Below are 23436 nucleotides of genomic sequence, written 5' to 3'. Positions count from 1 at the left end.
CCCGTACCGCCCCGCATCCGGTCCCGCCGGACGCGGGGCGGACCCATGTCCACTGGTCCGTACCAAAGTATTGACGGCCCCTTAACTCACTCCTTAAATCAAGTGGCGACACCTTCACCCCCCACCACGGTCGACGCACCCGTCCAGCGGGGCGTCGCACGGAAGGGAGCACGATGGCCTCCCCACGGCTGATCCGCTCTGCCCTGCTCGCCGCCCTCTCGGCGGTCCTCGTCGCCGCCGCCGCGATCGCACCCGCCCAGGCGGAACCCCCGCGTGCCGCGGCCGCCGCGGTCGTCTTCTCCGACACCTTCGACGGCCCCGCCGGCGCCGCCGTCGACGGGTCGAAGTGGCAGATCGAGACCGGCGACAACGTCAACAACCACGAACGGCAGTACTACACCTCCGGCAACAAGAACGCGGCCCTGGACGGCCAGGGCCACCTCGTCATCACGGCCCGGCGCGAGAACCCCGCCAACTACCAGTGCTGGTACGGCACCTGCCAGTACACCTCGGCCCGGCTGAACACGTCCGGCAAGTTCACCGCCCAGTACGGGCACGTGGAGGCGCGGATGAAGGTGCCGCGGGGCCAGGGCATGTGGCCCGCGTTCTGGATGCTCGGCACTCCGGTCAACTGGCCCGACTCGGGCGAGATCGACATCATGGAGAACGTCGGCTTCGAGCCGTCCACCGTGCACGGCACGATCCACGGCCCCGGCTACTCCGGGTCCGGCGGCATCGGCGCCGGCTACACCCTGCCGAGCGGGCAGGCGTTCGCGGACGCCTTCCACACCTTCGCCGTCGACTGGGCGCCGGACTCCATCACCTGGTCCGTGGACGGCAACGTCTACCAGCGGCGCACCCCGGCCGACCTCGGCGGCAGGCAGTGGGTCTTCAACCGGCCGTACTTCCTCATCCTCAACCTCGCGGTCGGCGGCTACTGGCCCGGCGACCCGGACGGCTCCACCGTCTTCCCGCAGCAACTGGTCGTGGACCACGTCTCGGTGACCACGGGCGACACGCCGACCGGCGGCAACACCGTGCGCGGGCTCGACGGCAAGTGCATGGACGTGGCGGGGGCGAACACCGCCAACGGCACGCCCGTCCAGCTCTACGACTGCAACGGCACCGCCGCCCAGCGGTGGGCGGCCGGCTCGGACGGGTCGCTGCGCGCGCTCGGCAAGTGCCTGGACGCCACCGGCAACGGAACCGCGAACGGCACACCGCTCCAGCTGTGGGACTGCACGGGGGGCGCCAACCAGAAGTGGACCGTCTCCGCGGCGCGCGACATCGTCAATCCGCAGGCCGACAAATGTGTGGACGCCACCGGGAACACCTCGGCCAACGGCACCCGGCTGCAGCTGTGGACCTGCTCCGGCGGGGCCAACCAGAAGTGGACGGTCGGCTGAGCCGGTCCCTCAGCGGTGGTGCCAGGTGAACTTGTCGCCACCCACCCAGCGGACCACGTCCGGATCGTCGAGGTCGTGGACCGTGATGCCGTAGAGGGCGGCGGTGGTGAGGACGTCGGTGATGGTCCTGGCCTCGCAGACGATCTCACCGTCGATCTCCATGATGCGGAACGGGGGCGTGCCCGGCTGGACCCCGAGCACCATGATCCGCGGCTGTGCGATGTGCGGGCTCGCGCTTTCGGTCATGCATAGAGCGTAGGACGCCGGACGCGCCGGCGAATCCTCCGGACGCCCGGGAGGCGGAACCCCGGGCGTCCCTGGTACCGGCCGCCGCCGTCGCCGTGCGGTGGCGGCGGTGCCGGGGAACCCTGGAGGAGGAGGTGGCGATGGATCCCGTCGAGGCCCTGAACCGGATCGCCTTCCTGTTGGAGCGGTCCCTGGAGCCGACGTACCGAGTCCGCGCGTTCCGTACGGCCGCCCGGGTGCTGGCGGACCTGCCGCCGGACGAGGTCCGGGCACGGGCGGAGGCCGGGACGCTGGAGTCCCTGAAGGGCGTCGGCCCGAAGACGGCCGCAGTGGTGCGCGAGGCCCTGGCCGGCCAGGTGCCCCGCTATCTCACCGACCTGGAGGGCCGGCCCGCCGCGGGGCCGCCCGAGGGGGGCCGGGAGCTGTGGGAGGCGCTGCGCGGCGACTGCCACCTGCACTCCGACTGGTCCGACGGGGGCAGCCCCATCGAGGAGATGGGGCGGACGGCGGCGGAGCTGGGCCACGAGTGGGCGGCGCTGACCGACCACTCGCCCCGGCTGACCGTCGCCCGGGGGCTGTCGGCGGGACGGCTGCGCGAGCAGCTGGACGTGGTGGCGGAGCTGAACGCCCGCTGGGCGCCGTTCCGGCTGCTCACCGGCATCGAGTGCGACATCCTCGACGACGGCTCGCTGGACCAGGAACCGGAACTGCTGGAGCGTCTCGACGTGGTCGTGGTGTCGGTGCACTCGAAGCTGCGCATGGACGCCCGCTCCATGACCCGCCGCATGATCGCGGCGGTGCGCAACCCGCACGCGGACGTCCTCGGACACTGCACCGGCCGTCTGATCACCGGGCGCGGGCGCCCCGAGTCGGAGTTCGACGCGGACGCGGTGTTCGCCGCCTGCGCCGAGTCCGGGACGGCGGTGGAGATCAACAGCCGGCCCGAGCGGCTGGACCCGCCCCGCCGGCTACTGCGCCGGGCGGTGACCGCGGGCACGCTGTTCTCGATCGACACCGACGCGCACGCCCCGGGGCAGCTGGACTGGCAGCGGTACGGCTGTGCGCGGGCCGAGGAGTGCGGGGTGCCCGCCGAGCGGGTCGTCACCACGTGGACGGCCGACGAGCTGCTGGCGTGGACGCGCGAGAAGCAGCACTCCCGGGCGTGACGCACCTCACCGCCCCGGGCGGGGAGCCCAGGAACATCTTTAGGTGGTTCACCGTTGAACCATCCGTGGGTGCGGATGGGACAGTGTCCCCGGGCCTCACCATCAGCCCACAGGGAAGATCGTTCGGCTGAAGCCCTGTGGAGCCTTTCGCCGAGAGGCGACCGCCATGCGCACCCACCCTCGACGCCCCGACCGGATTCCCCCGTCCGGCCGGGGCTTCTTCCTGTCCGGGCGCACCGCTCCCCGCGTCCGCTTGACTTCGAGAGCACTCCAATTCATAGCGTTCCGGACATGAGCACTGCACAGCACAAGATCGGCTCCGGTTTCGGAGCGACCAGCACCGCCGACGAGGTCCTGGCGGGCATCGACCTGACCGGCAAGCTCGCGATCGTCACGGGCGGCTACTCCGGGATCGGCCTGGAGACCACTCGGGCCCTCACCCGCGCCGGCGCCCACGTCGTCGTCCCCGCCCGCCGCCGGTCCACCGCCGAGGAGGCGCTGGCCGGGCTGAGCGGCGTCGAGGTGGACGAGCTCGACCTGGCGGACCAGGACAGCGTCCGCGGCTTCGCCGAACGGTTCCTGGCCGGCGGCCGGGAAATCGACATCATGATCGACAGCGCCGGCATCATGGCCTGCCCGGAGACCCGGGTCGGACGCGGCTGGGAGGCGCAGTTCGCCACCAACCACCTCGGGCACTTCGCCCTGGTCAACCGGCTGTGGCCGGCGATCGAGCCCGGTGGCGCCCGGGTGGTGTCGGTGTCCTCGCGCGCCCACCACTTCTCCGGCATCCGCTGGGACGACGTCCACTGGCGCCACGGCTACGACAAGTGGCAGGCGTACGGCCAGGCCAAGAGCGCGAACGCCCTGTTCGCCGTCCAGCTCGACCGGCTCGCGGCCGACCGCGGCGTACGGGCCTTCGCGCTGCACCCCGGGGGCATCCTCACGCCGCTTCAGCGGCATCTGCCCCGCGAGGAGATGATCGCCAACGGCTGGATCGACGAGAAGGGCGACGAGATCCCCCAGCCGGGCTTCAAGACGCCCGAGCAGGGCGCCGCGACCCAGGTGTGGGCGGCCACCTCGCCCCAGCTGGCGGGCCTGGGCGGCCTCTACCTGGAAGACTGCGACGTCGCCGAGCCGGCCCCGGCCGACGGTGAGCGCGTCGGGGTGAAGGACTGGGCGACCGACCCCGAGCAGGCGGCCCGGCTGTGGGCCCTGTCGGCGGAGCTGACCGGCGTGGACGCCTTCGCCGGGTGACGGCGTGCGCGGGGGCGCTGGGGGTACTCGGGCGCCCCCGTCCCCCATCGTCCGGGAGGAGCCGCAGGTGAGCAGTGGACCGGAGCGCAGGATCGTGGTCACCGGAGCCACCGGCAACGTCGGCACCAGTGTGGTGCGGCTCCTCGCGGCGGACCCGGAGGTCGGGACCGTCGTGGGCCTGGCCCGTCGCAGACCCGACGTGGGGCCCGCGAAGACCGAGTGGACGGCGGCCGACCTGGCGTCGCGGCACACGGATCTCGCGCGCGTCTTCGCCGGTGCCGACGCCGTCGTCCATCTGGCCTGGGCCTTCCAGCCGACGCACGACCCGGCGACGACCTGGCGCACCAACGTGCTCGGCAGCCTGCGCGTCTACGAGGCGGTGGCCGAGGCCAAGGTGCCCGCGCTGATCCACGCCTCGTCGGTGGGCGCGTACTCGCCGGGGCCCAAGGACCACCCCGTCGACGAGTCGTGGCCGACGCACGGCTGGCCGGACGCCGCGTACTGCCGGGAGAAGGCGTACCTGGAACGGAACCTGGACATCTTCGAGCGGGAGCACCCCGAGATCCGCGTGGTGCGGATGCGGCCGGCGTTCCTGTTCAAGCGCGCGTCCGCGAGCGAGCAGCGGCGGATCTTCGGCGGCCGTTTCCTGCCGGGGCCGCTGCTGCGGCCCGACCTGCTGCCGTTCCTGCCCGACGTGCCGGGGCTGCGGGTGCAGGTGCTGCACACCGACGACGCGGCCCACGCCTACCGGCTGGCGGTGAAGTCGGACGTGCGCGGCGCCTTCAACCTGGCGGCGGGCCCGCCGGTCGACGCGGCGCTGCTGGGCGAGATGCTCGGCGCCCGCCCGGTCCGCCTCCCCCGTACGGCGGCCCGCTCGGCGATCGCCGCGCTGTGGGGCCTGCGGCTGCTGCCGGCGTCCCCGCACCTGTTCGACGCGGTCCTCAGGGTGCCGCTGATGGACTGCTCCCGCGCCCGCGCGGAACTGGGCTGGGAGCCGACCCGCACGGCACCCGAGGTGCTCGAGGAGTTCCTGGGGGGCCTGCGGGAGGGGGCGGGCACGGGCACGGCCAACCTGCGGGGCCGGAAGGTCGGCTGAGGGGAATGACGCCGGACGGTTCAGCCCGCCGACTCCTCCGGGGCCGGGTGCTCGGGGTGGACCGCGCCGGTCTGGGGCTCGCCCTGCCGGCCCGTGCCCGCCTCGTCCGTCTCCGGGACGTCGTCGGTCTCGGACTCGGAGGCGTCGCGGGTGGGCCCGACGGGGACCTCCCACGGGTCCTCCCCGCCGCGCGCCTGCTGGTCCGGCAGGTCCCTGGGAATCGGGTCCGGGCTCTCGCCGGGTGCCTCTCGGCGGTGGTCGTCCATGGTGTGCCTCCCACGTGTCGGACGCTGCGAGTACCGACACCCGGCCCCGGCAAACGTCAGCGCGGCACGGACCGGGCCGGGGTGCCGCCGGACTCGGGCGCGGGGCCGGCGCGGCGCCCGCCGTGCGCGAAGAAGTCGGCGAGCGGCAGGATCGCGGCGCCGACGGTCACCGCGTCCGGCCCGAGCCTGCCCAGCTCGATGCCGACCTTCTCGGCCGGATGCCGCAGCGAGTAGGCGGCGGCGTGACGGCGGACGGCGGGCAGGAAGCGGCTGCCGAGCTGGAGACCGGCCCAGCCGCCGATCAGGATGCGCTCCGGCTGGAAGAGGTTGATCAGGTCGGACAGGCCCGCGCCGACGTACTCGGCGGTCTCGTCCAGCACGGCGAGCGCCACCGGGTCGGCCGGACCGCCGTCGGCCGGGTAGGCGCCGGAGAGCATCACGGACAGCGCGGTCTCCTCGTCGGCGCCCTGCGGGGCGCTGCCGCCCGCCTCGAACCAGCGGGCGAGCAGCGACTCGGCGCCCGCGTACGCCTCCAGGCAGCCCAGGGCGCCGCAGCGGCAGCGCCGGCCGCGGACCCGTACCGTCAGATGGCCCCACTCGACGGCCCGCCCGTGCTCCACCTCCGGGGTGACCAGACAGGCGCCGACGCCGGAGCCGAAGAGGACGACCAGCGCGTTCCCGGCGCCCCGGCCGGCGCCGAACCACATCTCGGCCTGGCCGAGTGTCCGGGCGCCGTTGTCGATGAAGTAGGGGACGCTGCCGGGCAGTTCCGAGCCGTCGCGCAGCAGCCGCTCCAGCGGGACGGCGTCCCAGCCGATGGTCTGGCCGTGCACCACGGCACCGAGGTCCGGGGTGCGTTCGACGATGCCGGGGACCCCTATGCCGACCCCGAGCAGCCGCCCGGGTCCGATGCCGGCGCCCGCGAGGACCTCCGCGATGCCGTCCCGCACATGGCGGACGATGCCGTCGACCTCGTAGCGCTGCTGCTCCAACGGCCGCTCGGCGCGGGCGAGTTCGGTGAGCGTGAGGTCGAACAGGCCGACCCGCACCCGGGTCTCGCCGACGTCGACGCCGATCATGTGGCCGCTGCCGGGGGCGACCCGCAGCAGGATGCGGGGACGGCCGCCGTCGGAGTCGACGCTGCCGGCCTCCTCGACCAGGCCGTCGCCGATCAGCTCGGCGACGACGTTGCTCACGGAACCGGAGCTGAGTCCGGTCGCCGGGCCGAGTTCGAAACGGCTGAGCGGGCCGTCGAAGTAGAGGCGCTGGAGTACGGCCGTACGGTTGCCCCGTCTGAGGTCCCGTACCGTGCGCCCGTTCCGCCCCGCCATGCGGCTCCCTTCCGACCTGCCGTTTCCCGCCCCGATGGATCCGCCTCCATTGTGAACCACGACGTCAGATGCTCGGCCGGGCCCCGGCCCGTGGCCCGGCGGCGGGGAAAACCGCTGGCCCCCGTCCGCCACCCTGCCTAACCTAGCCCAGAACCTAGAGCCCCTAGGTTTCGTTCGTTCCGTCCCAGCGCCCCCTGGAGGCTCCCATGAGGTCACTCACCGAGGCCGAGATCCGCGATGCGTTCGTCAACTGCTCCAAAGGCGAGGCGAAGCGCCTGTCCGTTCCCCGCGACCTGGACGAACGCCCCTGGGACGACCTCGACTTCCTCGGCTGGCGCGAACCGGGGGCGCCCGACCGCAGCTATCTGGTCGCCGAGCGCGAGGGGCGGCCGGTGGGCATCACACTGCGCTTCCCTTCGCAGCAGCGCGGCTTCACGCACCGCAGCCTGTGCTCCCTGTGCCTGACGACCCACCCCGGCGGGGGCGTCTCCCTGATGACGGCCCGCAAGGCGGGGCCCGCCGGGCGCGAGGGCAACTCGGTCGGTCTGTACATGTGCACCGACCTGGCCTGTTCGCTCTACGTGCGCGGCAAGAAGGTCCCCGCGTCCGGCGGGCGGTTCGAGGAGAGCCTGACCTTGGAGGAGCAGATCGCCCGCACCACCGGGAATCTGCGCGCCTTCCTCGACAAGCTGTACGCCTGAGCCCTCGCTCCGCTCCCCCGTGAGCCCGTTCGGCCGACCTCCGGGCCGGGTGTCGGTGGTCACCGGCCCCGCCTCCTGCTGTCGCCCGGCCCCTGCCACCACCCTGGGGTTTTGTGCGGATCATCATGTTCCGCACGCGGTGTGCGGGGGTGGCGGAAGGGGAACAGCCCAAGGATGCGTGAGGCACGTGAGGAGCAGTGGTCCCGCGAGCGGCTGGCCAAGCTGCTCCGGGACCCCGTGGTGGTGCAGACGCTGCGGTCGGCGGCCGCGGCGACGATCGCGTACGTCATCGCGCTGCGCCTGAGCCCCGAGGCGGCACCGCTGACCGCTCCCCTGACGGCGCTGCTGGTCGTCCAGGTCACCTTCTACGCCACGCTCACCAACGGCATCCGGCGGGTGAACTCGGTGGTGGCCGGCGTGCTGGTGGCCATCGCCTTCAGCCTCCTGGTCGGCCTGACCTGGTGGAGCCTCGGCCTGCTCATCGTGGCGGCGCTGGGGGTCGGCCATCTGGTGCGGGTCGACGAGTACGTCCCCGAGGTCGCGATCAGCGCGATGCTGGTCCTCGGCGTCACCTCCGTCGGCGACGTGGCCTGGGCGCGGGTGCTGGAGACATTGATCGGCGCCGTCGTCGGCCTCGGCTTCAACCTGCTGCTCGCACCGCCCGTCTGGGTGGACGAGGCCGGTGAGTCGATGGGGGGCCTGTCGCGGCGGCTGCGGCAGTTGATGCTGCGCATCGGCGAGGAGGCGGCGGGCCGGCAGCCGTACGAGCAGGCGGCGGCCCGGCTGCACGAGGCGCGCCGGCTCGACCACGACATCATCGAGGTGGACGCGGCGCTCCGGCAGGCCGAGGACAGCCTGCGCCTGAACCCGCGGGTCCGTGAGGGCCTGCTGCACCGCGTGGTGCTGCGCACGGGGCTCGACACCCTGGAGATCTGCACGGTGGTGCTGCGGGTGCTCGCGCGCACCCTGACCGACCTCGCCAAGGACCGCGAGCCCGACTCTCTGTTCGAGAAGGAGACGGGCGCGGTCCTCGACGAACTGCTCTCCGAGATCGCCGACGCGGTGGTCAGCTTCTCGGTCCTGGTCACCACCCATGTCAGCAGCAACGCCGACGCGGCGGAGTCCCGGCTGTCCGCGGAACTGCGCGCGGCGGCCGGCACCCGCGACCGGCTCGCCCCGCTGCTGCGCGAGGAGGCGACGCGCCGGCCCCAGCACTGGCAGCTGTACGGCGCCGTCCTGACCGAGGTGAACCGGATCATCGACGAGATGAACACCGAGCACCGCTCCCGCCGCCTGCTGGAGGAGCTGGACCGCGTGTCGCAGGCGCAGCGCGCCAGGATGCCTGGGCTGTACCGGATGCGGGAGCGCATGGGGATCCAGGAGCGGCTGTGGAGCCGGACCGGGGTGAGCGGGCGCTCCCGGTAGCCGTGCGGAGCCCGCGACGCGCGTGACGGCCGGTGCCGTCCTTGCGCCGGGCGGGCGCGGCGCGCCAAGGTGGCCGGGCGACCACGACGACCGACGACCTGAGGTGGGACATGGGCACGGGTGGGCTGAGCAGGCGCCGGTTCCTCGGCGCCCTCTCGGGGACGGCCGCCGGCGCGGCGCTGCCGGCGGTCACGGGCTGCGACGGCACGCCCGCCCCCTCGGACCCGCCGGCCGCACGGACGTCCACCCCCGGGACCCGCCCCAGTCCGCAGGCCGAGAGCTGTGCGCCCTCCGGGCCGCGCCGCCTGTACGTCGGCACCTACACCTCCGTCGACGGCGGGGGCGACGGCATCGGCGTCGCCACGTACGACCCGGTCACGGGCCGGATCACGGGCGCCGGGACGATCAAGGGCGTCCCCGATCCCTCGTACCTGGCCGTCCATCCGGACGGACGCACGCTGTACGCGGTCGACGAACGCGACGACGGTGCCGTGACCGCCGTGCGCCTGGCCGACCGGAAGGTGCTGGGGAGCCGAAGCACCGGCGGTGCGGCGCCCTGCCATCTGTCGGTGCACCCGAGCGGACGCTGGCTGCTCAGCGCCAACTACGGCACGGGCAGCGTGGCCGTGCACCCGATCGACGCGTCGGGGGCGCTGGGGGAGCGCACCGACCTCGTCACGCACTCTTCTCCGCCGCCCGGCCCGGACCAGGACGGCCCACACGCCCACCAGGTCGTCACCAGCCCGGACGGCCGCCATGTGCTCGCCGTCGACCTGGGCACGGACACGGTGTACACCTACCGTCTCGACACGGACGCCGGGAAGCTCACCGAGGTCTCCCGGGCGCGGGCCGCGCCCGGTGCGGGGCCGCGCCAGCTGACGTTCCACCCGGGCGGGCGGTACGCGTATCTGGCGAACGAGGTCGACGACACCGTGGCGGTGTGCACGTACGACCCGGCGACGGGACGGCTGGCGATCGGTCCGGGGCAGGACACGGGGTCGGGTTCGGGCACCAACTATCCGGCGCAGGTCGTCGTCGCGCCGGACGGCCGTCACGCGTGGCTGGCCAACCGGGGGCACGACAGTCTCGCGCGCTACGCGGTGGAGGAGGACGGCGCCCGGCTGCGCCTGCTCGGCACGGTGCCGGCCGGCGGGGACTTCCCCCGCCAGGTCGCGCTGTCCCCGGACGGCGCCCTGCTGTTCGCCGCGAACCAGAAGTCGGGCACCCTCGCCGTCTTCGGGGTCGACCCGGAAGACGGTGGACTGCGCCTGGTGGGCAAGCCGTTCGGGTCACCCGTCGCCGTCTGCGCGCTGCCGCTGTAGGGTCCGCGGGCAGCCGGCGGCGGCCTGGGCGAGCAGGGCGTGGACGCGTTCGGTGAGCTGGCCGAGGTCGTCGGCGGGCCGGTGGAAGGTGAGCCGTACGTCGCCGTGGGTACGGGCACGTTCGATCCGCAGGGTGAGGCCGTGCCGGTCGACGGCGAGGGGCCGCACCCGGACGGCGCCGTGCAGGCTGCCGGGGTCGACGAGCCGGGTGAGTCGCTCCACGGCGTCCGGGTGGCAGTCGGCGAGGTGGGTGAGCAGTCGGGCCTCAGCCCCGGCCAGCGGGTCGGGCCGGGCCTCGGCGAACTCGGCGAGGTCGACGACCTCGGGTCCGGAGGGCCGGCGCAGCACCACCCGTGCGGGCCTGAAGGCCAGTTCGTCCCGCTCGGGGGTGAACCAGCCGGACAGCCAGAGCCGGGCGCGGATGCGGGCCCGGACGGGTACGGGGGCGACGTCGGCGAACTCCAGGACGGCGGAGGGCTCACCGCGGGGCGCGCAGATCACGGCCGTGTGCAGGGCGCTGTCCTCCGGCACGGCGAGCAGCAGCCGGCCGTCGCCGGCCATCCGGTGGGTGCCGACGAGCTCCTCCCGGCAGCCCTCGGCGGTCACCGCGCAGGACCACGCGGCGGCGAGCACCGAGCGGGCCCGCTGCGCCGCGGAAGGAGCGGCCGTCCAGGTCTGGCTGTCACCCATCCCCAACCTCCTCTTAGGTAAGCCTTGCCTAACCTAGCGGAGATCGGAGCGCACGCCAACCAGCCCCGCCCGCCCGGACTCCCCCTCTCCCGCGGTCAGGAGGTGAGAACCCCGAGCAGCGCACGGACGCACAGGTCCCGCACCTGCTCCCGGGTCAGGTCCTCGCGCCGCAGCCACTCCAGGCAGACGGCCGTGGTGAACGCCAGCCAGCCCCGCACGGCGAGGCGGACCTCCGGGCGTTCCCGCGCGGCCGGGCCGAACTCGGGATCGGCGGCCAGCGCTTCCAGGATCTGCTTCTCCTGCGCGGCCAGGGCGCGCCGGTAGACCGAGCGCACGGCCTGGTCGCCCGCCGCGTCCGCGCGGTGGAAGGCGCGGTAGCCGTGGGCGTGGGCCTCGACGTACCCGAGGAACGTGTCGAGGCTCGCCGTGAGCTGGTCGCGCACCGGGACGCCGGGCGCGGCCGCGGTCATCCGCAGCATGCGCTCGCTCTCCCGTTCGACGACGGCCGCGAAGAAGTCCCGTTTGGTCGGGAAGTAGTGGTAGAGCAGCCCGCGCGAGACGCCGGCGATCTCCGCCACCTGCTCGATCCACACCTCGTCGTACGGGTGCTCCGAGAACAGGCGGGCGCCGACGGCGAGCAGTTGGGCCCGCCGCTCCTCGGTGCCGAGCCGGCGGCGTGTGCGCTCCTGGTTCCCGGCCATGCGCGCACCTTACTTGACGGGGCTTCGACGGCGGGCCCAGACTGAGGCGCGCTATTGAACTCATGTACAACGAACCCGAACTGCCGCCCCACCGAGGGAGATCGCGTCATGGCGGAGACGACGACCGGCACCGGCCTGCCGAAGGGGTTCCGCGGCGCCGAGCAGGGCTGGCCGGAGCTGTCGCGCATACCCCACCCCCCGTACCGCGTCCCGCTGCTCGGCGATGTGGTCGGCGCCGGCCGGCACACCCCGCTGCAGGACTCGCTGCGGCTCGCGCGGCGGCTCGGGCCGATCTTCCGGCGCCGGGTGCTGAACAAGGAGTTCGTGTTCGTGGCGGGCGCCGCGCTCGCCGCCGACATGGCGGACGAGTCCCGTTTCGCCAAGCACGTCGGCCTGGGCATCGCCAATCTGCGGCCGGTCGCCGGCGACGGCCTGTTCACGGCGTACAACCACGAGCCCAACTGGCAGCTCGCCCACGACGTCCTGGCCCCGGGGTTCAGCCGGGAGGCCATGGCGGGCTACCACCCGATGATGCTCGACGTGGCCGGCCGGCTCATGGACCACTGGGACCGGGCGCAGGAGGCCGGGCGGACGGTCGACGTGCCCGGCGACATGACCAGACTGACCCTGGAGACCATCGCCCGCACCGGGTTCGGCCATGACTTCGGCTCCTTCGAGCGGTCCCGGCCGCATCCCTTCGTGACGGCGATGGTGGGCACCCTCACCCACGCCCAGCGCCTGAACTCCGTACCGGTGCCGTGGCTGCTGCGACGGGCCGCGCGGCGCAACGACGCCGACATCGCGTTCCTGAACCACACCGTCGACGAGCTGATCCGCGCGCGCGGGGAGAACGGGCCCGGGGACGGGGACCTGCTGGACCGGATGCTCGCGACCGCGCACCCGGAGACGGGCGAGCGGCTCTCCGCGCTCAACGTCCGCCGCCAGGTGATCACCTTCCTCGTGGCCGGTCACGAGACCACGTCGGGCGCGCTGTCCTTCGCGCTGCACTACCTCTCCCGGCACCCCGACGTCGCGGCCCGCGCCCGCGCCGAGGTGGACCGCGTCTGGGGCGCTACGCGGACGCCCGGGTACGAGCAGGTGGCCCGGCTGCGTCAGGTGCGCCGGGTGCTGGACGAGGCACTGCGGCTGTGGCCGACGGCGCCCGCGTTCGCCCGGGAGGCCCGCGAGGACACCGTGCTGGGCGGCACGCACCCGATGCGACGGGGCGCCTGGGCGCTGGTGCTCACGCCGACGGTGCACCGCGACCCGGAGGTCTGGGGCGCGGACGCGGAGCGCTTCGACCCCGACCGGTTCGCCCCGCAGGCGGTGCGGACCCGGGCGCCGCACACCTTCAAGCCGTTCGGGACGGGCGCGCGGGCGTGCATCGGGCGGCAGTTCGCGCTGCACGAGGCGACGCTCGTGCTGGGCCTGCTGCTGCGCCGGTACGACTTCCACGGCGATCCCGGCTACCGGCTGCGGGTCACGGAGCGGCTGACCCTGATGCCGGAGGGACTGCGGCTGGGCCTGGAACGGCGGACGGCCGCCCCCGCGCCCACCGAGGACCCCGCGGCCGTCGAGGAGGACGAGGGATCAGCCCTGCGCTGTCCAGTGCGCGGGGCGGGAGACTGAGCCGGGCAGCCGGGTCCCGGCGCTCCCGCGCGCCGCGTCGACCTGCGGCTGGGTCAGGAAGAAGGCGTCCGTCAGATCGGCGTCCGTGAGGTCGGTGTCGCGCAGGTCCGCGCCGATGAGGTCCGCTCCGCGCAGATCGGCACCGGTCAGGTCGGCCGCGATGAGGTAGGCCCCGCGCAGGTCGGCCCCGCGCAGGTCGGCGCCCCGGAGGCGGGCACCCATCAGGTCGACGCCCCGGCGGTTCTTGCCGCGCCCGCGCACCCCCGCGCGGGCCAGCTCGCTCGTCCTGAGCAGCAGCACGTTCACCCGCTGCCGGTGGGCGGCGACGTCGAGTGCGGCCAACTCCTCCGGGGTACCGAGGGTGAGCGCCTCGGTGGTGTCCAGGAGTGCGCGCAGGTCGGCGCGCAGCGGGCGGGCGGCGGGCAGGGACAGGGCCTCGGTGAGGTACCGGAGCAGTTCGTGCAGCTGGCGGACGACGGGGAACACGTCGGACATCCGCCGGGCGCGGTCGGCGGGGCCCGTGCGCCAGTCCTCCCCGGCGAACGTGACCTGCGAGACCTTCTGCCCGGCGCCGAAGCAGTCGTAGACCGTGCACCCGGTGAAGCCCGTGTCCCGCAGCTGGGTGTGGATGCCGCAGCGGTGGTCGTCGAGGAGATTGCGGCAGGGCGTACCGGCCGCCTTGTCCACCGCGAAGTCCGCGGAGGCGGAGAAGGGCAGCGCCACACAGCACAGCCCGAAACAGTTTCCGCAGTCGCCGCGCAGCTCGGCGAGGGCCCGGGGTTGATCTTGCATGCCCTCATCCTAGGCCGCCGCGGCGATAACGCCGGTGCGTCGATGGAGTGCCGCGCTCGCCGATGCCGCTCGAACTCGGCACCGTCCGGCCGACGTTGCGTCCGTGGACCGGGCCCGGCATCGACGCCCGTCGCGCGCTCGTCGCCGAGCGGGGCGGCGGCATGCCCTCGGCCGAGGACGGCGGTGAACTGGTGTGGCTCACGCGGTCCCTGCCGTGACGGGCCCGCGCGCAGGGCGCAACGGCCTCAGCCGCGGGGGAAGAGTTCGAACGCGACCGCCGGGCGGCCGCCGAACCGCTCGCCCGTCAGTACCTCGATGGAGGTGCGGTGTTCCAGCAGGGAGCGCACCGCGCGGTCGAGGCCGGCGGTGGCGTCCACCGCGTGCGAGATCCAGCGGTTGCCGGCGTCGCCCGCCGCGTCCAGGGTGGCCCGGCCGACCGCCACATGGTCCGGGGAGTTCCAGGCGACGCCGCCCCAGGTGTCCCGGTGGTTGAGGGTGATCACCAGCTCGGGCCGGTGGCGGCGGATCGCGGCGGCGATGTCGCGGCACAGCGCGGTGCCGTACTCGATCACGCCATCCGCGTGGTCCAGGAACTCGACCGCGGTGACACCGACGACCGCGGCACCGGCCCGCTGCTCGCGCTCGCGCAGCGGGCCGCACTTCTCCGGCTCCAGGGTGTCGACGCCGGCCTCGCCGCGGGTCGCGAGGACGTGGGCGACCTCGCGGCCCGCGTCGGTCCAGGCGGCGACGGCGGCGGGCTGGTGCGCGCGTCGCGCGTCACGCCTCGTCACGGGTGAGGGCGAGCAGCCGGTCCAGCACCCGGGGGCCGCCGGCGCGGACGCCGTCGTGCTCGAACTCGTCGGTGACCCAGGTGCGCAGTCCGCGGACGGCGCGGGCGGTGGCCAGGGAGTGCGCGGTGTCGACGTACATGTCGTCGTGGTACACGGCCGCCGCCACCGGCACCTCGTTGACGCTGAGACGCGCCGCGTCGTACAGGGGCGTCCAGTCGGTGCGGGCGGCGAGGATCTCGGCGGTCTCGCGCAGCGGGCGCAGCGCCGGGTCGCAGTCGAACATCCAGGGGTGAATCGATTCGCCGGTGAAGAGCAGCGGCCCGTCCCCGGCGAGCGTCTTCGCCGCGTCGAACTGCGGGAACTCGGCGCGCACCCGCTCGGCGGCCCAGGCGGTGGGCCGGGCGTCCTGGGCGTAGACCGCCTCGTGGACGAGCGCGTACAGCGGATGCCCGGCGTACGACAGCAGGCCCTGGACCTCCTCCTGGAAGGTGTCCGACAGGACGGTCCCGTTCGGGGTGCGGACGAAGGCGTCCTCCAGGAGGTAGTGCAGCCGGTGGCTGCCCTCGCTGCCGCCGAGGAGGATGCCGAGCGACTGGAAGGCCTCGGCGGTCAGGCGGTAGCCGTTCGGCAGGACGACGTCATGGGCGAGGAGGTGGTCGGCGATCCGGCGGGCCCGCTCGACGTCCTGCGGGTAGCGGGCGTAGTGCGCGGCGACCTTGCGCTCGATGCGCGGGTAGGCGGCCCGGTAGACGTCGTCGGCGTGCGCGTCCAGGGAGGGCAGTCCGCCGGTGACGACGGCGGCGGTCAGGGCCTCGGGAGCGGTGGAGAGATAGGTGACCGTGCAGAAGCCGCCGAAGCTCTGGCCGAGGACGGTCCAGGGGGCGCCGCCGGTCACCTCCCGGCGGATCAGCTCGCAGTCGCGGACGATCGAGTCGGCGCGGAAGTGCGTGAGGTGGTCGGCCTGTTCGGCGGGGCCGCCGCGCAGCGGGAGCGTCTGGCGGTTGGCGGGCGTGGAGTGCCCGGTACCGCGCTGGTCGAGCAGCAGGACCCGGAACTCCCTGAGCGCGCGGCCGAGCCAGGCGGCCTTGCCGACGAAACGGTTCGCGCCGAAGCCGGGGCCGCCCTGGAGGTAGACCAGCCATGGGAGGTCCTGGTGCGCCTTGTCCCCGGCGACGACCTCCCGGGCGAAGAGCTCGATCGTCTCCCCCGTGGGGTGGGCGTGGTCGAGCGGCACGGTGAAGCGGCGGTCGGTGAGGACGACGCCGGGCTGGCGGTAGCTGACGGACAACGGTGCTCCCGGGACGGAGATTTTTTCGGGCCGCGTCCCAGTTCAGCACATGTTCCTCCGCCGGGGAGCCCCCGGATCATGAAATCGTACTGAACGGCGGATCAGCGGGCGGCGAGCGAGGACCGCCGCACCACCGGTTCCGGCTGCAGGACGACCCCGCGGTGCTCGTGCGTCCGGACGCCCGTCCGCGCCTCGGTCTCCTCCGGCAGCACCTCCGCGGCGAGGGTCCCCATGGTGACGGCGGGCTGCCGTACGGAGGTCAGCGGGACTGCCGCCGCGGCGGCGGACTCGATGTCGTCGTGGCCGACGACGGCCAGGTCGTCGGGGACGCCGACACCGGCCGCGTACGTGGCCTGGAGCACGCCGAGGGCGAGCAGGTCGTTCGCGCGGAAGACGGCGGTCGGCCGGTCCGCGAGGCCGAGCAGGCGCGCCCCGGCGTCCCGGCCGGCGGCGACGTCGAGCCGTCCGGTGGGCAGCTCCCGCAGGTGCTCGGGTCCGAGGCCGGCCACCGACTCGACGTGGGCGAAACCGTCGCCGTGCGAGTCCGCGCACAGGTGCGGTCGGCCGCCGGCACAGATCACGTCGGCGGTACGAGCCCGGCGGGGACGCGGCGCGCCGGGCCGAGGCGGAGGCCCGGCTCGCCAGGGCGTGAGCGGGCCTCCCCGCGAGCGTGCCACCGCACTACCCTGCACTCGTCCGATGACCGACTCCGAGGAGCCGCGATGCGTGTCGCCCTGTTCCTGACCTGTGTCAACGACACGCTCTATCCGGACACCGGGCGCGCCGTGGTGAAACTGCTGACCAGACTGGGTGTCGAGGTCGACTTCCCGATGGCGCAGACCTGTTGCGGGCAGGCGCACTACAACACCGGTTACCGGCACGAGGCCGAGCCGCTGGCCCGGCAGTTCTCCGATGTCTTCGGGGAGTACGACGCGATCGTCACCCCGTCCGGGTCGTGCGGGGCGATGGTGCGGGAGCTGTACCCGCGGATGGGCGAGCGGGCCCGGGCCGAGGGGCGCGGCGACTCGCTCGCGGCCACGCTGGCCCCGGTGGTGCCCAAGACGTACGAGCTGACGGAGTTCCTGGTGGACGTGCTGGAGGTGACGGACGTCGGCGCGTACTACCCGCACCGGGTGACGTATCACCCGACCTGCCACGGGCTGCGGTCACTGGGGGTCGGCGAGCGGCCGCTGCGCCTGCTGCGGGCCGTCGAGGGCCTGGAGCTGGCCGAACTGCCGGGCGCGGACGAGTGCTGCGGCTTCGGCGGCACGTTCGCGCTGAAGAACCCCGACGTCTCGGCGGCGATGGGCGCGGACAAGGTGCGCAACGCCGAGTCGACGGGCGCCGAGGTGCTGTGCGCGGCCGACAACTCCTGTCTGATGCACATCGGCGGCACGATGGCACGGCTGCGCACGGGGATGCGGCCGGTGCACATCGCGGAGATCCTGGCGAGCACGAAGGAGGACCCGGCCGTATGAGTGGCACGTTCGTCGGGATGCCGGCGTTCCCCCGAGCCGCCCGGGAGGCGGTGCACGACGCGACGCTGCGGGGCAATCTGCGGCACGCCACGCACACCATCCGCGCCAAGCGCGCCAAGGCGGTCGCGGAGGTGGCGGACTGGGCTCGGCTGCGGGAGGCGGGCAAGCGGATCAAGGACCACACGCTGCGTCATCTCGACCGCTATCTGGAGCAGTTGGAGGCGTCGGTGACGGCGGCCGGCGGCACCGTGCACTGGGCGGCGGACGCGGATGAGGCCAACCGGATCGTGGCGGGCCTGGTGAAGGCGACCGGTGAGTCGGAGGTCGTCAAGGTCAAGTCGATGGCCACCCAGGAGATCGGGCTGAACGAGGCGCTGGAGGCGGAGGGCATCCGCGCCTACGAGACCGATCTCGCCGAGCTGATCGTGCAGTTGGGCAAGGACCGGCCCTCGCACATCCTCGTCCCGGCGATCCACCGCAACCGGGCCGAGATCCGGGACATCTTCCGCAGCGAGATGGGCGCGTGGGGCCGCCCCGCCCCGGACGGGCTGACGGACACGCCCGCCGAGCTGGCCGAGGCGGCCCGGCTGCATCTGCGGGAGAAGTTCCTGCGGGCGAAGGTGGGGATCTCCGGCGCGAACTTCATGGTGGCCGAGACCGGCACCCTGGTCGTCGTGGAGTCCGAGGGCAACGGGCGGATGTGCCTGACGCTGCCCGAGACGCTGATCTCGGTCGTCGGCATCGAGAAGATCGTGCCCACCTGGCGGGACCTCGAGGTGTTCCTGCAGACGCTCCCCCGCTCCTCCACCGCCGAGCGCATGAACCCGTACACGTCGATGTGGACCGGGACGACCGACGAGGACGGGCCGCGCTCCTTCCATCTGGTGCTGCTCGACAACGGGCGCACCGACACGCTCGCCGACGAGGTGGGGCGGCAGGCGCTGCGCTGCATCCGCTGCTCGGCCTGCCTGAACGTGTGCCCGGTGTACGAGCGGGCCGGCGGGCACGCCTACGGCTCGGTCTACCCGGGCCCGATCGGCGCCATCCTCAGCCCGCAGCTGCGCGGCACGGCCAGCGAGATCGACGCGTCGCTGCCCTACGCCTCGACGCTGTGCGGCGCCTGCTACGAGGTGTGCCCGGTCGCCATCGACATCCCCGAGGTGCTGGTGCATCTGCGGGAGCGGGTCGTCGAGGGCGGCCAGGTGACCTCGCGGGGCGACAAGGTGGTCCTCAAGCCCGCGAAGGGACACGCGGCGGAGCGCGCGGCGATGCGGGCGGCACGCTGGGCGTTCAGCCACCCGGGCGCCCTGCGCGCCGGCCAGCGGCTCGCCTCGCGCACCCGACGGCTGCATCCGCGGACGCTGCCCGGTCCCGGCCGGGCGTGGAGCGGGACCCGCGATCTGCCGGAGGTGCCCGCGGAGCCGTTCCGGGACTGGTGGCGGCGGACGAACGGCGGAAAGGACGGGGCGAAGTGAGCGCCAGGGAGCGGATTCTGGGCCGCGTGCGGCGGGCGCTGGCGGACGTGCCGCGCGAGGAGCCGCCGTACGAGGAGGCGGTGCCGCGCGACTATCTGCGCGAGCACGGACGGCGTGGCGTCGAGGAGACGGTGGACCTGCTGGCCGAGAACCTGGCGGACTACCGGGCGATCGTGCACCGGGCGGACGAGAGGGAACTGCCGGACCTCATCCGCCGGTTGCTGGACGAACGGGGGTCCGGGCAGGTGCTCGTACCGCCCGGGCTGCCGTCGGAGTGGCTGCCGGCGACCGGTCCCAGCCGTGTCGAGGACCTGGCCGGGAGCACGCCGCACGAGCTGGACCGGGTGGGGAGCGTGGTCACCGGGTGCGCGGTCGCCGTCGCCGAGACGGGCACGATCGTCCTGGACGGCTCTCCCGACCAGGGCCGCCGCCGCATCACCCTCGTCCCCGACCATCACATCTGTGTCGTCCGCGTCCCGGAGCAGGTCGTGTCGTCCGTCCCGCAGGCGCTCGCGCGGCTCGACCCGGTGCGTCCCCTGACGTGGATCTCCGGTCCTTCGGCGACCAGCGACATCGAACTCGACCGGGTGGAGGGGGTGCACGGTCCGCGCACCCTGGAGGTGGTGCTGCTGGGCTGAGGCCCGCCGGTCCGTCAGGCCAGGCCGGAGGCGTCGAGGAGCAGCGTCACCGTGTCCGTGGTCAGCCCGTCCAGGGTCTCGACGCGGGCCCCCGCCCGGGCGTTGGCTCCGTCGAAGACCAGCATGAGCTGCCGGGACAGCAGCTCCGGGTCGCGGGCGCCGCCCTGGTCGGCCAGGGCGCGGAAGTAGTCCCTCATCCAGTCCTTGGCGCCCCGGGCGACCACGCTGGCCGGGTGCTCGGGGTCCTTCAGCTCGACCAGCGCGGCGAGGTAGGGGCAGCCCTGGTAAGTGGGCTGAGCCGCGCTCTTCTCCAGGTGCTCGAACACGTGCAGGATGCGCTCGCGCGGGGTGCCGGGCTCCTGCTCGGGGAGGATCAGCTGGGCCTCGTACGCGGGGAGCCGGCGCTCCAGGCTGGCCGCCAAAACCTCGTCCTTGGAGGCGAAGAGCTGGTACATGGACCGCTTCGAGACCCCGGCGGTGCGGCAGAGCGCCTCGACGCCGATGGAGACGCCGTCGCGGTAGAAGAGCTCGGACGCCGCGTCGAGGAGCCGGTCCCGGGTGGACGCCTTGTCTGATGTGGCCATACCCGCGAGGGTACCGCGCGGACGACCGCGAGGAAACCGATCGGTGTACCGTCTTCCGGTGCCGGGAACGCGCGTGGCATCATCCACTGAACAAGCGCTTGGACAGCTCCCCTCGGAGGCCCCCGTTGTTCACTTCCGTCGACGACGTCTCCGCGCGTCTGGCCGCGAACGGCTACCTCGCCTCGCCCGCCGTCGCCACGACCGTCTTCCTCGCCGACCGGCTCGGCAAGCCCCTGCTGGTCGAGGGCCCGGCCGGGGTGGGCAAGACGGAGCTCGCCAAGGCCGTCGCCGAGGTGACGGAGGCCCGGCTGGTCCGGCTCCAGTGCTACGAGGGGGTCGACGAGTCCCGGGCGCTGTACGAGTGGAACCACGCCAAGCAGCTGCTGCGCATCAGCGCGGGCCGCGACGAGACGTGGGACGAGACGCGCACGGACATCTTCAGCGAGGAGTTCCTGCTCACCCGCCCGCTGCTGACGGCCATCCGGGGCGACGACCCGAAGGTGCTGCTGATCGACGAGACCGACAAGGCCGACGTCGAGGTGGAGGGCCTGCTGCTGGAGGTGCTCAGCGACTTCCAGGTGACCGTCCCGGAGCTCGGCACCATCGCCGCGACCCGCCGGCCCTTCGTGGTCCTCACCTCCAACGCCAGCCGGGAGCTGTCCGAGGCCCTGCGCCGCCGCTGCCTGTTCCTGCACATCGGCTTCCCGGACGAGGAGCTGGAGCGCCGGATCGTCCGGCTGAAGGTGCCGGGGCTCGACGAGGCGCTGGCCCGCTCGGTCGTCCGGGTCGTCGGCGCGCTGCGGGCCATGGACCTGCGCAAGGTGCCGTCGGTCGCCGAGACCATCGACTGGGCGCGCACGCTGCTCGCCCTCGGCGCGGGCACGCTGGACGAGGCGGTCGTGCGGGCCACCCTCGGGGTGCTGCTCAAGCACCAGGACGACGTGCTCAAGGCGACCGCCAAGCTCGACCTGGACGCCCTGTGACCACGCCCGCGGGGGTGGCCGAGCGGTTGACGTCCCTGGTGGGGGCGTTGCGGGCGCACGGCGTGCGGATCGGCACGGGCGAGAGCGTGGACGCCGCCCGGGCCGTGGAGGCGCTCGGCCTGGCGGACCGGGAGCTGCTGCGGGAGGGCCTGGCCGCGACCCTGCTGCACGGCACCGGGCAGCGGCAGGTGTTCGACCCGGTCTTCGACCTGTACTTCCCGCGCGGGGTCGGGGGCCCGGAGCAGCCGGCGGTGGGCCGCGAGGACCTGCGGGAGCGGCTGGCGGCCGCCCTCGCCGCCGACGACCGTGCGCTGATGCTGCGGCTCGCCGCCGAGGCGGTCGACGGGTTCGGCGGCTACGGTTCGGCGCCGGAGTCGGACGGCTGGTCGTCGTACCAGACGCTGGAGCGGGTGCGTCCGCAGACGCTGATGGCGCGTGTCCGCGACGACGTGCGGGCGCGGGGCGGCGCTCCGGGGTTCACCGACCGGCTCCTGGAGGACGAGGTGCGGCGCCGTATCGACGCCTTCCGGGCGATGGTGGCCGCCGAGGCGCGGCGCCGGGTGGCCGAGCGGCGCGGCCGGGACGAGATCGCGCGGCGGGCGGTGCGGCCGACCGCGGACCGGGTCGACTTCCTGTTCGCCGGCCGCACCCAGCTGGCAGAACTGCGGCGGACGGTGCAGCCGCTGGCCCGCAAGCTCGCGACGCGGCTGGCCGCCCGGCGCCGGCGGGCCTCCCGGGGCAGCATCGATCTGCGCAGGACCCTGCGGGGTTCGCTGTCCACGGGCGGGGTGCCGATGCGTCCGGTGCTGCGCCGGCGCCGGCCCGCACGGCCCGAACTGGTGCTGCTGTGCGACGTGTCGGGCTCGGTGTCGGGATTCTCGGACTTCACGATGCTGCTCGTGCAGGCGTTGCACGACCAGTTCTCCAAGGTGCGGGTGTTCGCCTTCGTCAACCGGGTCGACGAGGTGACCGGGCTCCTGGAACACGGGACCGCCGACCCGGAGGGGCTGGGCGCGCGCATCCAGGGCGAGGCGGGCGTCACCGGCTACCACGGCAGCAGCGACTACGGCATGGCGCTGGGCGAGTTCGACGAGCGGTACGAGGAGGCGGTGGGCCCGCGGACCACCGTGTTCGTCCTCGGTGACGCCCGGACGAACATGAGCGACCCGAACCTGCCGGCCGTGCGCCGGATCGCACGCCGGGCGCGCCGCGTGTACTGGCTCAACCCCGAGCAGCGGTCCCGCTGGGGCACCGGCGACTCCGCCGCCCCGGCCTACGCCGAACTGGTGGAGATGCACGAGTGCCGGACCGCCCGGCAGCTCAGCGCCCTGGTGGGGTGCCTGCTGCCGGTGTGATCAGGCGGCGAACCGCGCGTAGAGCGCGGTCGGGTCGGCGGCGAGCCCGGCCTTGACCTGGCGGGAGATGTCGTCGGCCAGCACCTCGAAGGCGTTCGTCTCGATCCCGTCGAGCGCCTGCGCGGCGACGCTGTCGGCGGTGACCTTGGGCGCGTCGATGTGGGCGGTCAGATCGGTGTCGACGTAGCCGACGTGCAGACCGGTGACCTCGATGCCGCGCCCGCGCAGGTCGAGCCGGAGCGAGTTGGTCAGTGACCACAGGGCGGCCTTGGAGGCGCTGTAGGAGTTGGCGAGGCCGATCCACGACAGCACGGAGTGGACGTTGAGGATGTGGCCGCCGCCGTTGCGCTCGATGACGGGGACGAAGGCGCGGGTGACCTGGAGCGGCCCGTAGAAGTTGGTCTCGAACTCGCGCCGGACGTCCTCGACGGGAGCGTCCAGGAACTTGGCGTTCACGGACGCGCCCGCGTTGTTGACGAGCAGGGTGACGTCCTGCGCCCGCTCGGCGGCGGCGGCGACGGACGCGGGGTCGGTCACCTCCAGGGCCAGCGGCACGGCGTCGGGGTGCGTGACAGTGCGCGGATCCCGGGCGGTGGCGTACACCTTCTTCGCGCCGCGCTCGTACAGGGCGGCGACCAGGGCCCGGCCGATGCCGCGGCTGCCTCCGGTGACCAGGGCGACGGATCCTTCGATGGCGGTCATGGCTCTCTCCTCGGAGCAGGGGTGCGGGTCGCGCCGACCCACGAGGAAACCGATCGGTTTCCTCTCCTGCCAGCGTAAACCGATCGGTTTTCCGAGGCAAGCGCGGGAGGTCCGTGC

At 73.7% G+C, this 23436-nt stretch carries 24 protein-coding genes and 1 pseudogene; 14 read left to right on the top strand and 11 right to left on the bottom strand.

The annotated features are described in order from the left end of the window. Positions 1 to 173: 173 nt before the first annotated feature. Positions 174 to 1406: a ricin-type beta-trefoil lectin domain protein gene (locus tag ACFRAC_RS15145; RefSeq protein ID WP_382924343.1), complete on the top strand. Its 1233-nt coding sequence runs from the start codon at positions 174 to 176 to the stop codon at positions 1404 to 1406. A 9-nt stretch (positions 1407 to 1415) separates the two neighbouring features. Here the strand turns inward: ACFRAC_RS15145 and ACFRAC_RS15140 are convergent, their stop codons facing one another. Then, complete coding sequence (locus ACFRAC_RS15140) at positions 1416 to 1652, bottom strand: hypothetical protein (protein ID WP_062665569.1); 237 nt, start codon at positions 1650 to 1652, stop codon at positions 1416 to 1418. A 140-nt stretch (positions 1653 to 1792) separates the two neighbouring features. Here ACFRAC_RS15140 and ACFRAC_RS15135 point away from each other — a divergent pair, with 140 nt between their 5' ends. The 3 genes from ACFRAC_RS15135 (at position 1793) to ACFRAC_RS15125 (ending at position 5168) form a co-directional block, all read left to right on the top strand. Further along, positions 1793 to 2818: a PHP domain-containing protein gene (locus tag ACFRAC_RS15135; protein ID WP_382924342.1), complete on the top strand. Its 1026-nt coding sequence runs from the start codon at positions 1793 to 1795 to the stop codon at positions 2816 to 2818. 291 nt (positions 2819 to 3109) lie between these two features. After that, positions 3110 to 4072 carry an SDR family NAD(P)-dependent oxidoreductase gene (locus ACFRAC_RS15130; protein WP_382924341.1) on the top strand — a complete coding sequence of 321 codons (963 nt, stop codon included), beginning with the start codon at positions 3110 to 3112 and terminating at the stop codon, positions 4070 to 4072. 67 nt (positions 4073 to 4139) lie between these two features. Beyond that, the gene (locus tag ACFRAC_RS15125; protein WP_382924340.1) at positions 4140 to 5168 is read left to right on the top strand and encodes an SDR family oxidoreductase; all 1029 of its coding nucleotides are present in this window, start codon (positions 4140 to 4142) and stop codon (positions 5166 to 5168) included. 20 nt (positions 5169 to 5188) lie between these two features. On the opposite strand, the gene ACFRAC_RS15120 is transcribed toward ACFRAC_RS15125, so the two are convergent. Next, a complete protein-coding gene (locus tag ACFRAC_RS15120) occupies positions 5189 to 5434 on the bottom strand; it encodes a hypothetical protein (protein ID WP_382924339.1) in 246 nt (81 codons plus the stop codon). A gap of 56 nt (positions 5435 to 5490) precedes the next feature. Further along, positions 5491 to 6765, bottom strand: a complete 1275-nt coding sequence (locus ACFRAC_RS15115) for an ROK family protein (protein ID WP_382924338.1) — start codon at positions 6763 to 6765, stop codon at positions 5491 to 5493. 206 nt (positions 6766 to 6971) lie between these two features. On the opposite strand from ACFRAC_RS15115, the gene ACFRAC_RS15110 reads away from it, so the two are divergent. The 3 genes from ACFRAC_RS15110 to ACFRAC_RS15100 all read left to right on the top strand — a co-directional run bounded on the left by ACFRAC_RS15110 (position 6972) and on the right by ACFRAC_RS15100 (position 10213). Then, positions 6972 to 7466 carry an FBP domain-containing protein gene (locus ACFRAC_RS15110; protein WP_382924337.1) on the top strand — a complete coding sequence of 165 codons (495 nt, stop codon included), beginning with the start codon at positions 6972 to 6974 and terminating at the stop codon, positions 7464 to 7466. A gap of 174 nt (positions 7467 to 7640) precedes the next feature. Next, the gene (locus ACFRAC_RS15105; protein ID WP_382924336.1) at positions 7641 to 8891 is read left to right on the top strand and encodes an aromatic acid exporter family protein; all 1251 of its coding nucleotides are present in this window, start codon (positions 7641 to 7643) and stop codon (positions 8889 to 8891) included. Between the two features lie 110 nt (positions 8892 to 9001). Further along, the gene (locus ACFRAC_RS15100) at positions 9002 to 10213 is read left to right on the top strand and encodes a lactonase family protein (RefSeq protein WP_382924335.1); all 1212 of its coding nucleotides are present in this window, start codon (positions 9002 to 9004) and stop codon (positions 10211 to 10213) included. On the opposite strand, the gene ACFRAC_RS15095 is transcribed toward ACFRAC_RS15100, so the two are convergent. Both ACFRAC_RS15095 and ACFRAC_RS15090 read right to left on the bottom strand, forming a co-directional pair. After that, positions 10181 to 10903 (bottom strand): DUF2470 domain-containing protein, encoded by a 723-nt coding sequence (locus ACFRAC_RS15095; RefSeq protein WP_382924334.1) that lies wholly within the window; start codon positions 10901 to 10903, stop codon positions 10181 to 10183. The two genes, ACFRAC_RS15100 and ACFRAC_RS15095, sit on opposite strands and share 33 nt — an antisense overlap. Positions 10904 to 10998: 95 nt before the next feature. Next, positions 10999 to 11604, bottom strand: a complete 606-nt coding sequence (locus tag ACFRAC_RS15090; protein WP_382924333.1) for a TetR/AcrR family transcriptional regulator — start codon at positions 11602 to 11604, stop codon at positions 10999 to 11001. Positions 11605 to 11712: 108 nt separating this feature from the next. Here ACFRAC_RS15090 and ACFRAC_RS15085 point away from each other — a divergent pair, with 108 nt between their 5' ends. Next, the gene (locus tag ACFRAC_RS15085; protein ID WP_382924332.1) at positions 11713 to 13233 is read left to right on the top strand and encodes a cytochrome P450; all 1521 of its coding nucleotides are present in this window, start codon (positions 11713 to 11715) and stop codon (positions 13231 to 13233) included. Here ACFRAC_RS15085 and ACFRAC_RS15080 read toward each other — a convergent pair. Continuing rightward, on the bottom strand, positions 13195 to 14025 hold the full coding sequence (locus ACFRAC_RS15080) for a pentapeptide repeat-containing protein (RefSeq protein ID WP_382924331.1): 831 nt from the start codon (positions 14023 to 14025) through the stop codon (positions 13195 to 13197). The genes ACFRAC_RS15085 and ACFRAC_RS15080 overlap by 39 nt on opposite strands. 62 nt (positions 14026 to 14087) lie before the next feature. Between ACFRAC_RS15080 and ACFRAC_RS15075 the strand changes: the two genes are divergently transcribed. Further along, entirely contained in the window at positions 14088 to 14243 is a 156-nt protein-coding gene (locus tag ACFRAC_RS15075; RefSeq protein ID WP_382924330.1) for a hypothetical protein, read from the top strand. A gap of 27 nt (positions 14244 to 14270) precedes the next feature. On the opposite strand, the gene ACFRAC_RS15070 is transcribed toward ACFRAC_RS15075, so the two are convergent. From ACFRAC_RS15070 to ACFRAC_RS15060, 3 genes and pseudogenes are all read right to left on the bottom strand, one after another. Continuing rightward, positions 14271 to 14816, bottom strand: coding sequence for a PIG-L deacetylase family protein (locus ACFRAC_RS15070; protein ID WP_382924329.1), 546 nt, complete (start codon positions 14814 to 14816; stop codon positions 14271 to 14273). After that, on the bottom strand, positions 14803 to 16104 hold the full coding sequence (locus ACFRAC_RS15065; RefSeq protein ID WP_382924328.1) for an alpha/beta fold hydrolase: 1302 nt from the start codon (positions 16102 to 16104) through the stop codon (positions 14803 to 14805). Before ACFRAC_RS15065 ends, ACFRAC_RS15070 begins: the two co-directional genes overlap by 14 nt. Before the next feature lie 101 nt (positions 16105 to 16205). Then, positions 16206 to 16610: pseudogene (locus tag ACFRAC_RS15060) on the bottom strand (substrate-binding domain-containing protein); the annotation flags it as partial. Between the two features lie 216 nt (positions 16611 to 16826). Between ACFRAC_RS15060 and ACFRAC_RS15055 the strand changes: the two are divergent. From ACFRAC_RS15055 to ACFRAC_RS15045, 3 genes are read left to right on the top strand one after another with little or no spacing between them, the layout of a single operon-like run. Continuing rightward, on the top strand, positions 16827 to 17582 hold the full coding sequence (locus ACFRAC_RS15055; protein ID WP_382924327.1) for a (Fe-S)-binding protein: 756 nt from the start codon (positions 16827 to 16829) through the stop codon (positions 17580 to 17582). Then, positions 17579 to 19057, top strand: a complete 1479-nt coding sequence (locus ACFRAC_RS15050) for a LutB/LldF family L-lactate oxidation iron-sulfur protein (RefSeq protein WP_382924326.1) — start codon at positions 17579 to 17581, stop codon at positions 19055 to 19057. The genes ACFRAC_RS15055 and ACFRAC_RS15050 overlap by 4 nt, the downstream gene beginning before the upstream one ends. Next, on the top strand, positions 19054 to 19695 hold the full coding sequence (locus ACFRAC_RS15045; RefSeq protein ID WP_382924325.1) for a lactate utilization protein C: 642 nt from the start codon (positions 19054 to 19056) through the stop codon (positions 19693 to 19695). Before ACFRAC_RS15050 ends, ACFRAC_RS15045 begins: the two co-directional genes overlap by 4 nt. A gap of 14 nt (positions 19696 to 19709) precedes the next feature. Here ACFRAC_RS15045 and ACFRAC_RS15040 read toward each other — a convergent pair whose 3' ends face one another. After that, a complete protein-coding gene (locus ACFRAC_RS15040) occupies positions 19710 to 20279 on the bottom strand; it encodes a TetR/AcrR family transcriptional regulator (RefSeq protein ID WP_382924324.1) in 570 nt (189 codons plus the stop codon). Positions 20280 to 20404: 125 nt separating this feature from the next. Here ACFRAC_RS15040 and ACFRAC_RS15035 point away from each other — a divergent pair, with 125 nt between their 5' ends. Together ACFRAC_RS15035 and ACFRAC_RS15030 are read left to right on the top strand one after the other, a co-directional pair. After that, positions 20405 to 21262 (top strand): AAA family ATPase, encoded by an 858-nt coding sequence (locus tag ACFRAC_RS15035; RefSeq protein WP_382924323.1) that lies wholly within the window; start codon positions 20405 to 20407, stop codon positions 21260 to 21262. Continuing rightward, positions 21259 to 22617, top strand: a complete 1359-nt coding sequence (locus ACFRAC_RS15030) for a VWA domain-containing protein (RefSeq protein WP_382924322.1) — start codon at positions 21259 to 21261, stop codon at positions 22615 to 22617. The genes ACFRAC_RS15035 and ACFRAC_RS15030 overlap by 4 nt, the downstream gene beginning before the upstream one ends. On the opposite strand, the gene ACFRAC_RS15025 is transcribed toward ACFRAC_RS15030, so the two are convergent. Continuing rightward, complete coding sequence (locus ACFRAC_RS15025; RefSeq protein WP_382924321.1) at positions 22618 to 23319, bottom strand: SDR family oxidoreductase; 702 nt, start codon at positions 23317 to 23319, stop codon at positions 22618 to 22620. Positions 23320 to 23436 lie beyond the last annotated feature (117 nt).

This window comes from Streptomyces sp. NPDC056628 (assembly GCF_042792555.1).
In the GTDB taxonomy this organism is placed as follows: Bacteria; Actinomycetota; Actinomycetes; order Streptomycetales; family Streptomycetaceae; genus Streptomyces.
The sequence above is the reverse complement of the archived record's forward strand: the minus strand, read 5'-3'. Positions and strand labels throughout refer to the sequence as shown.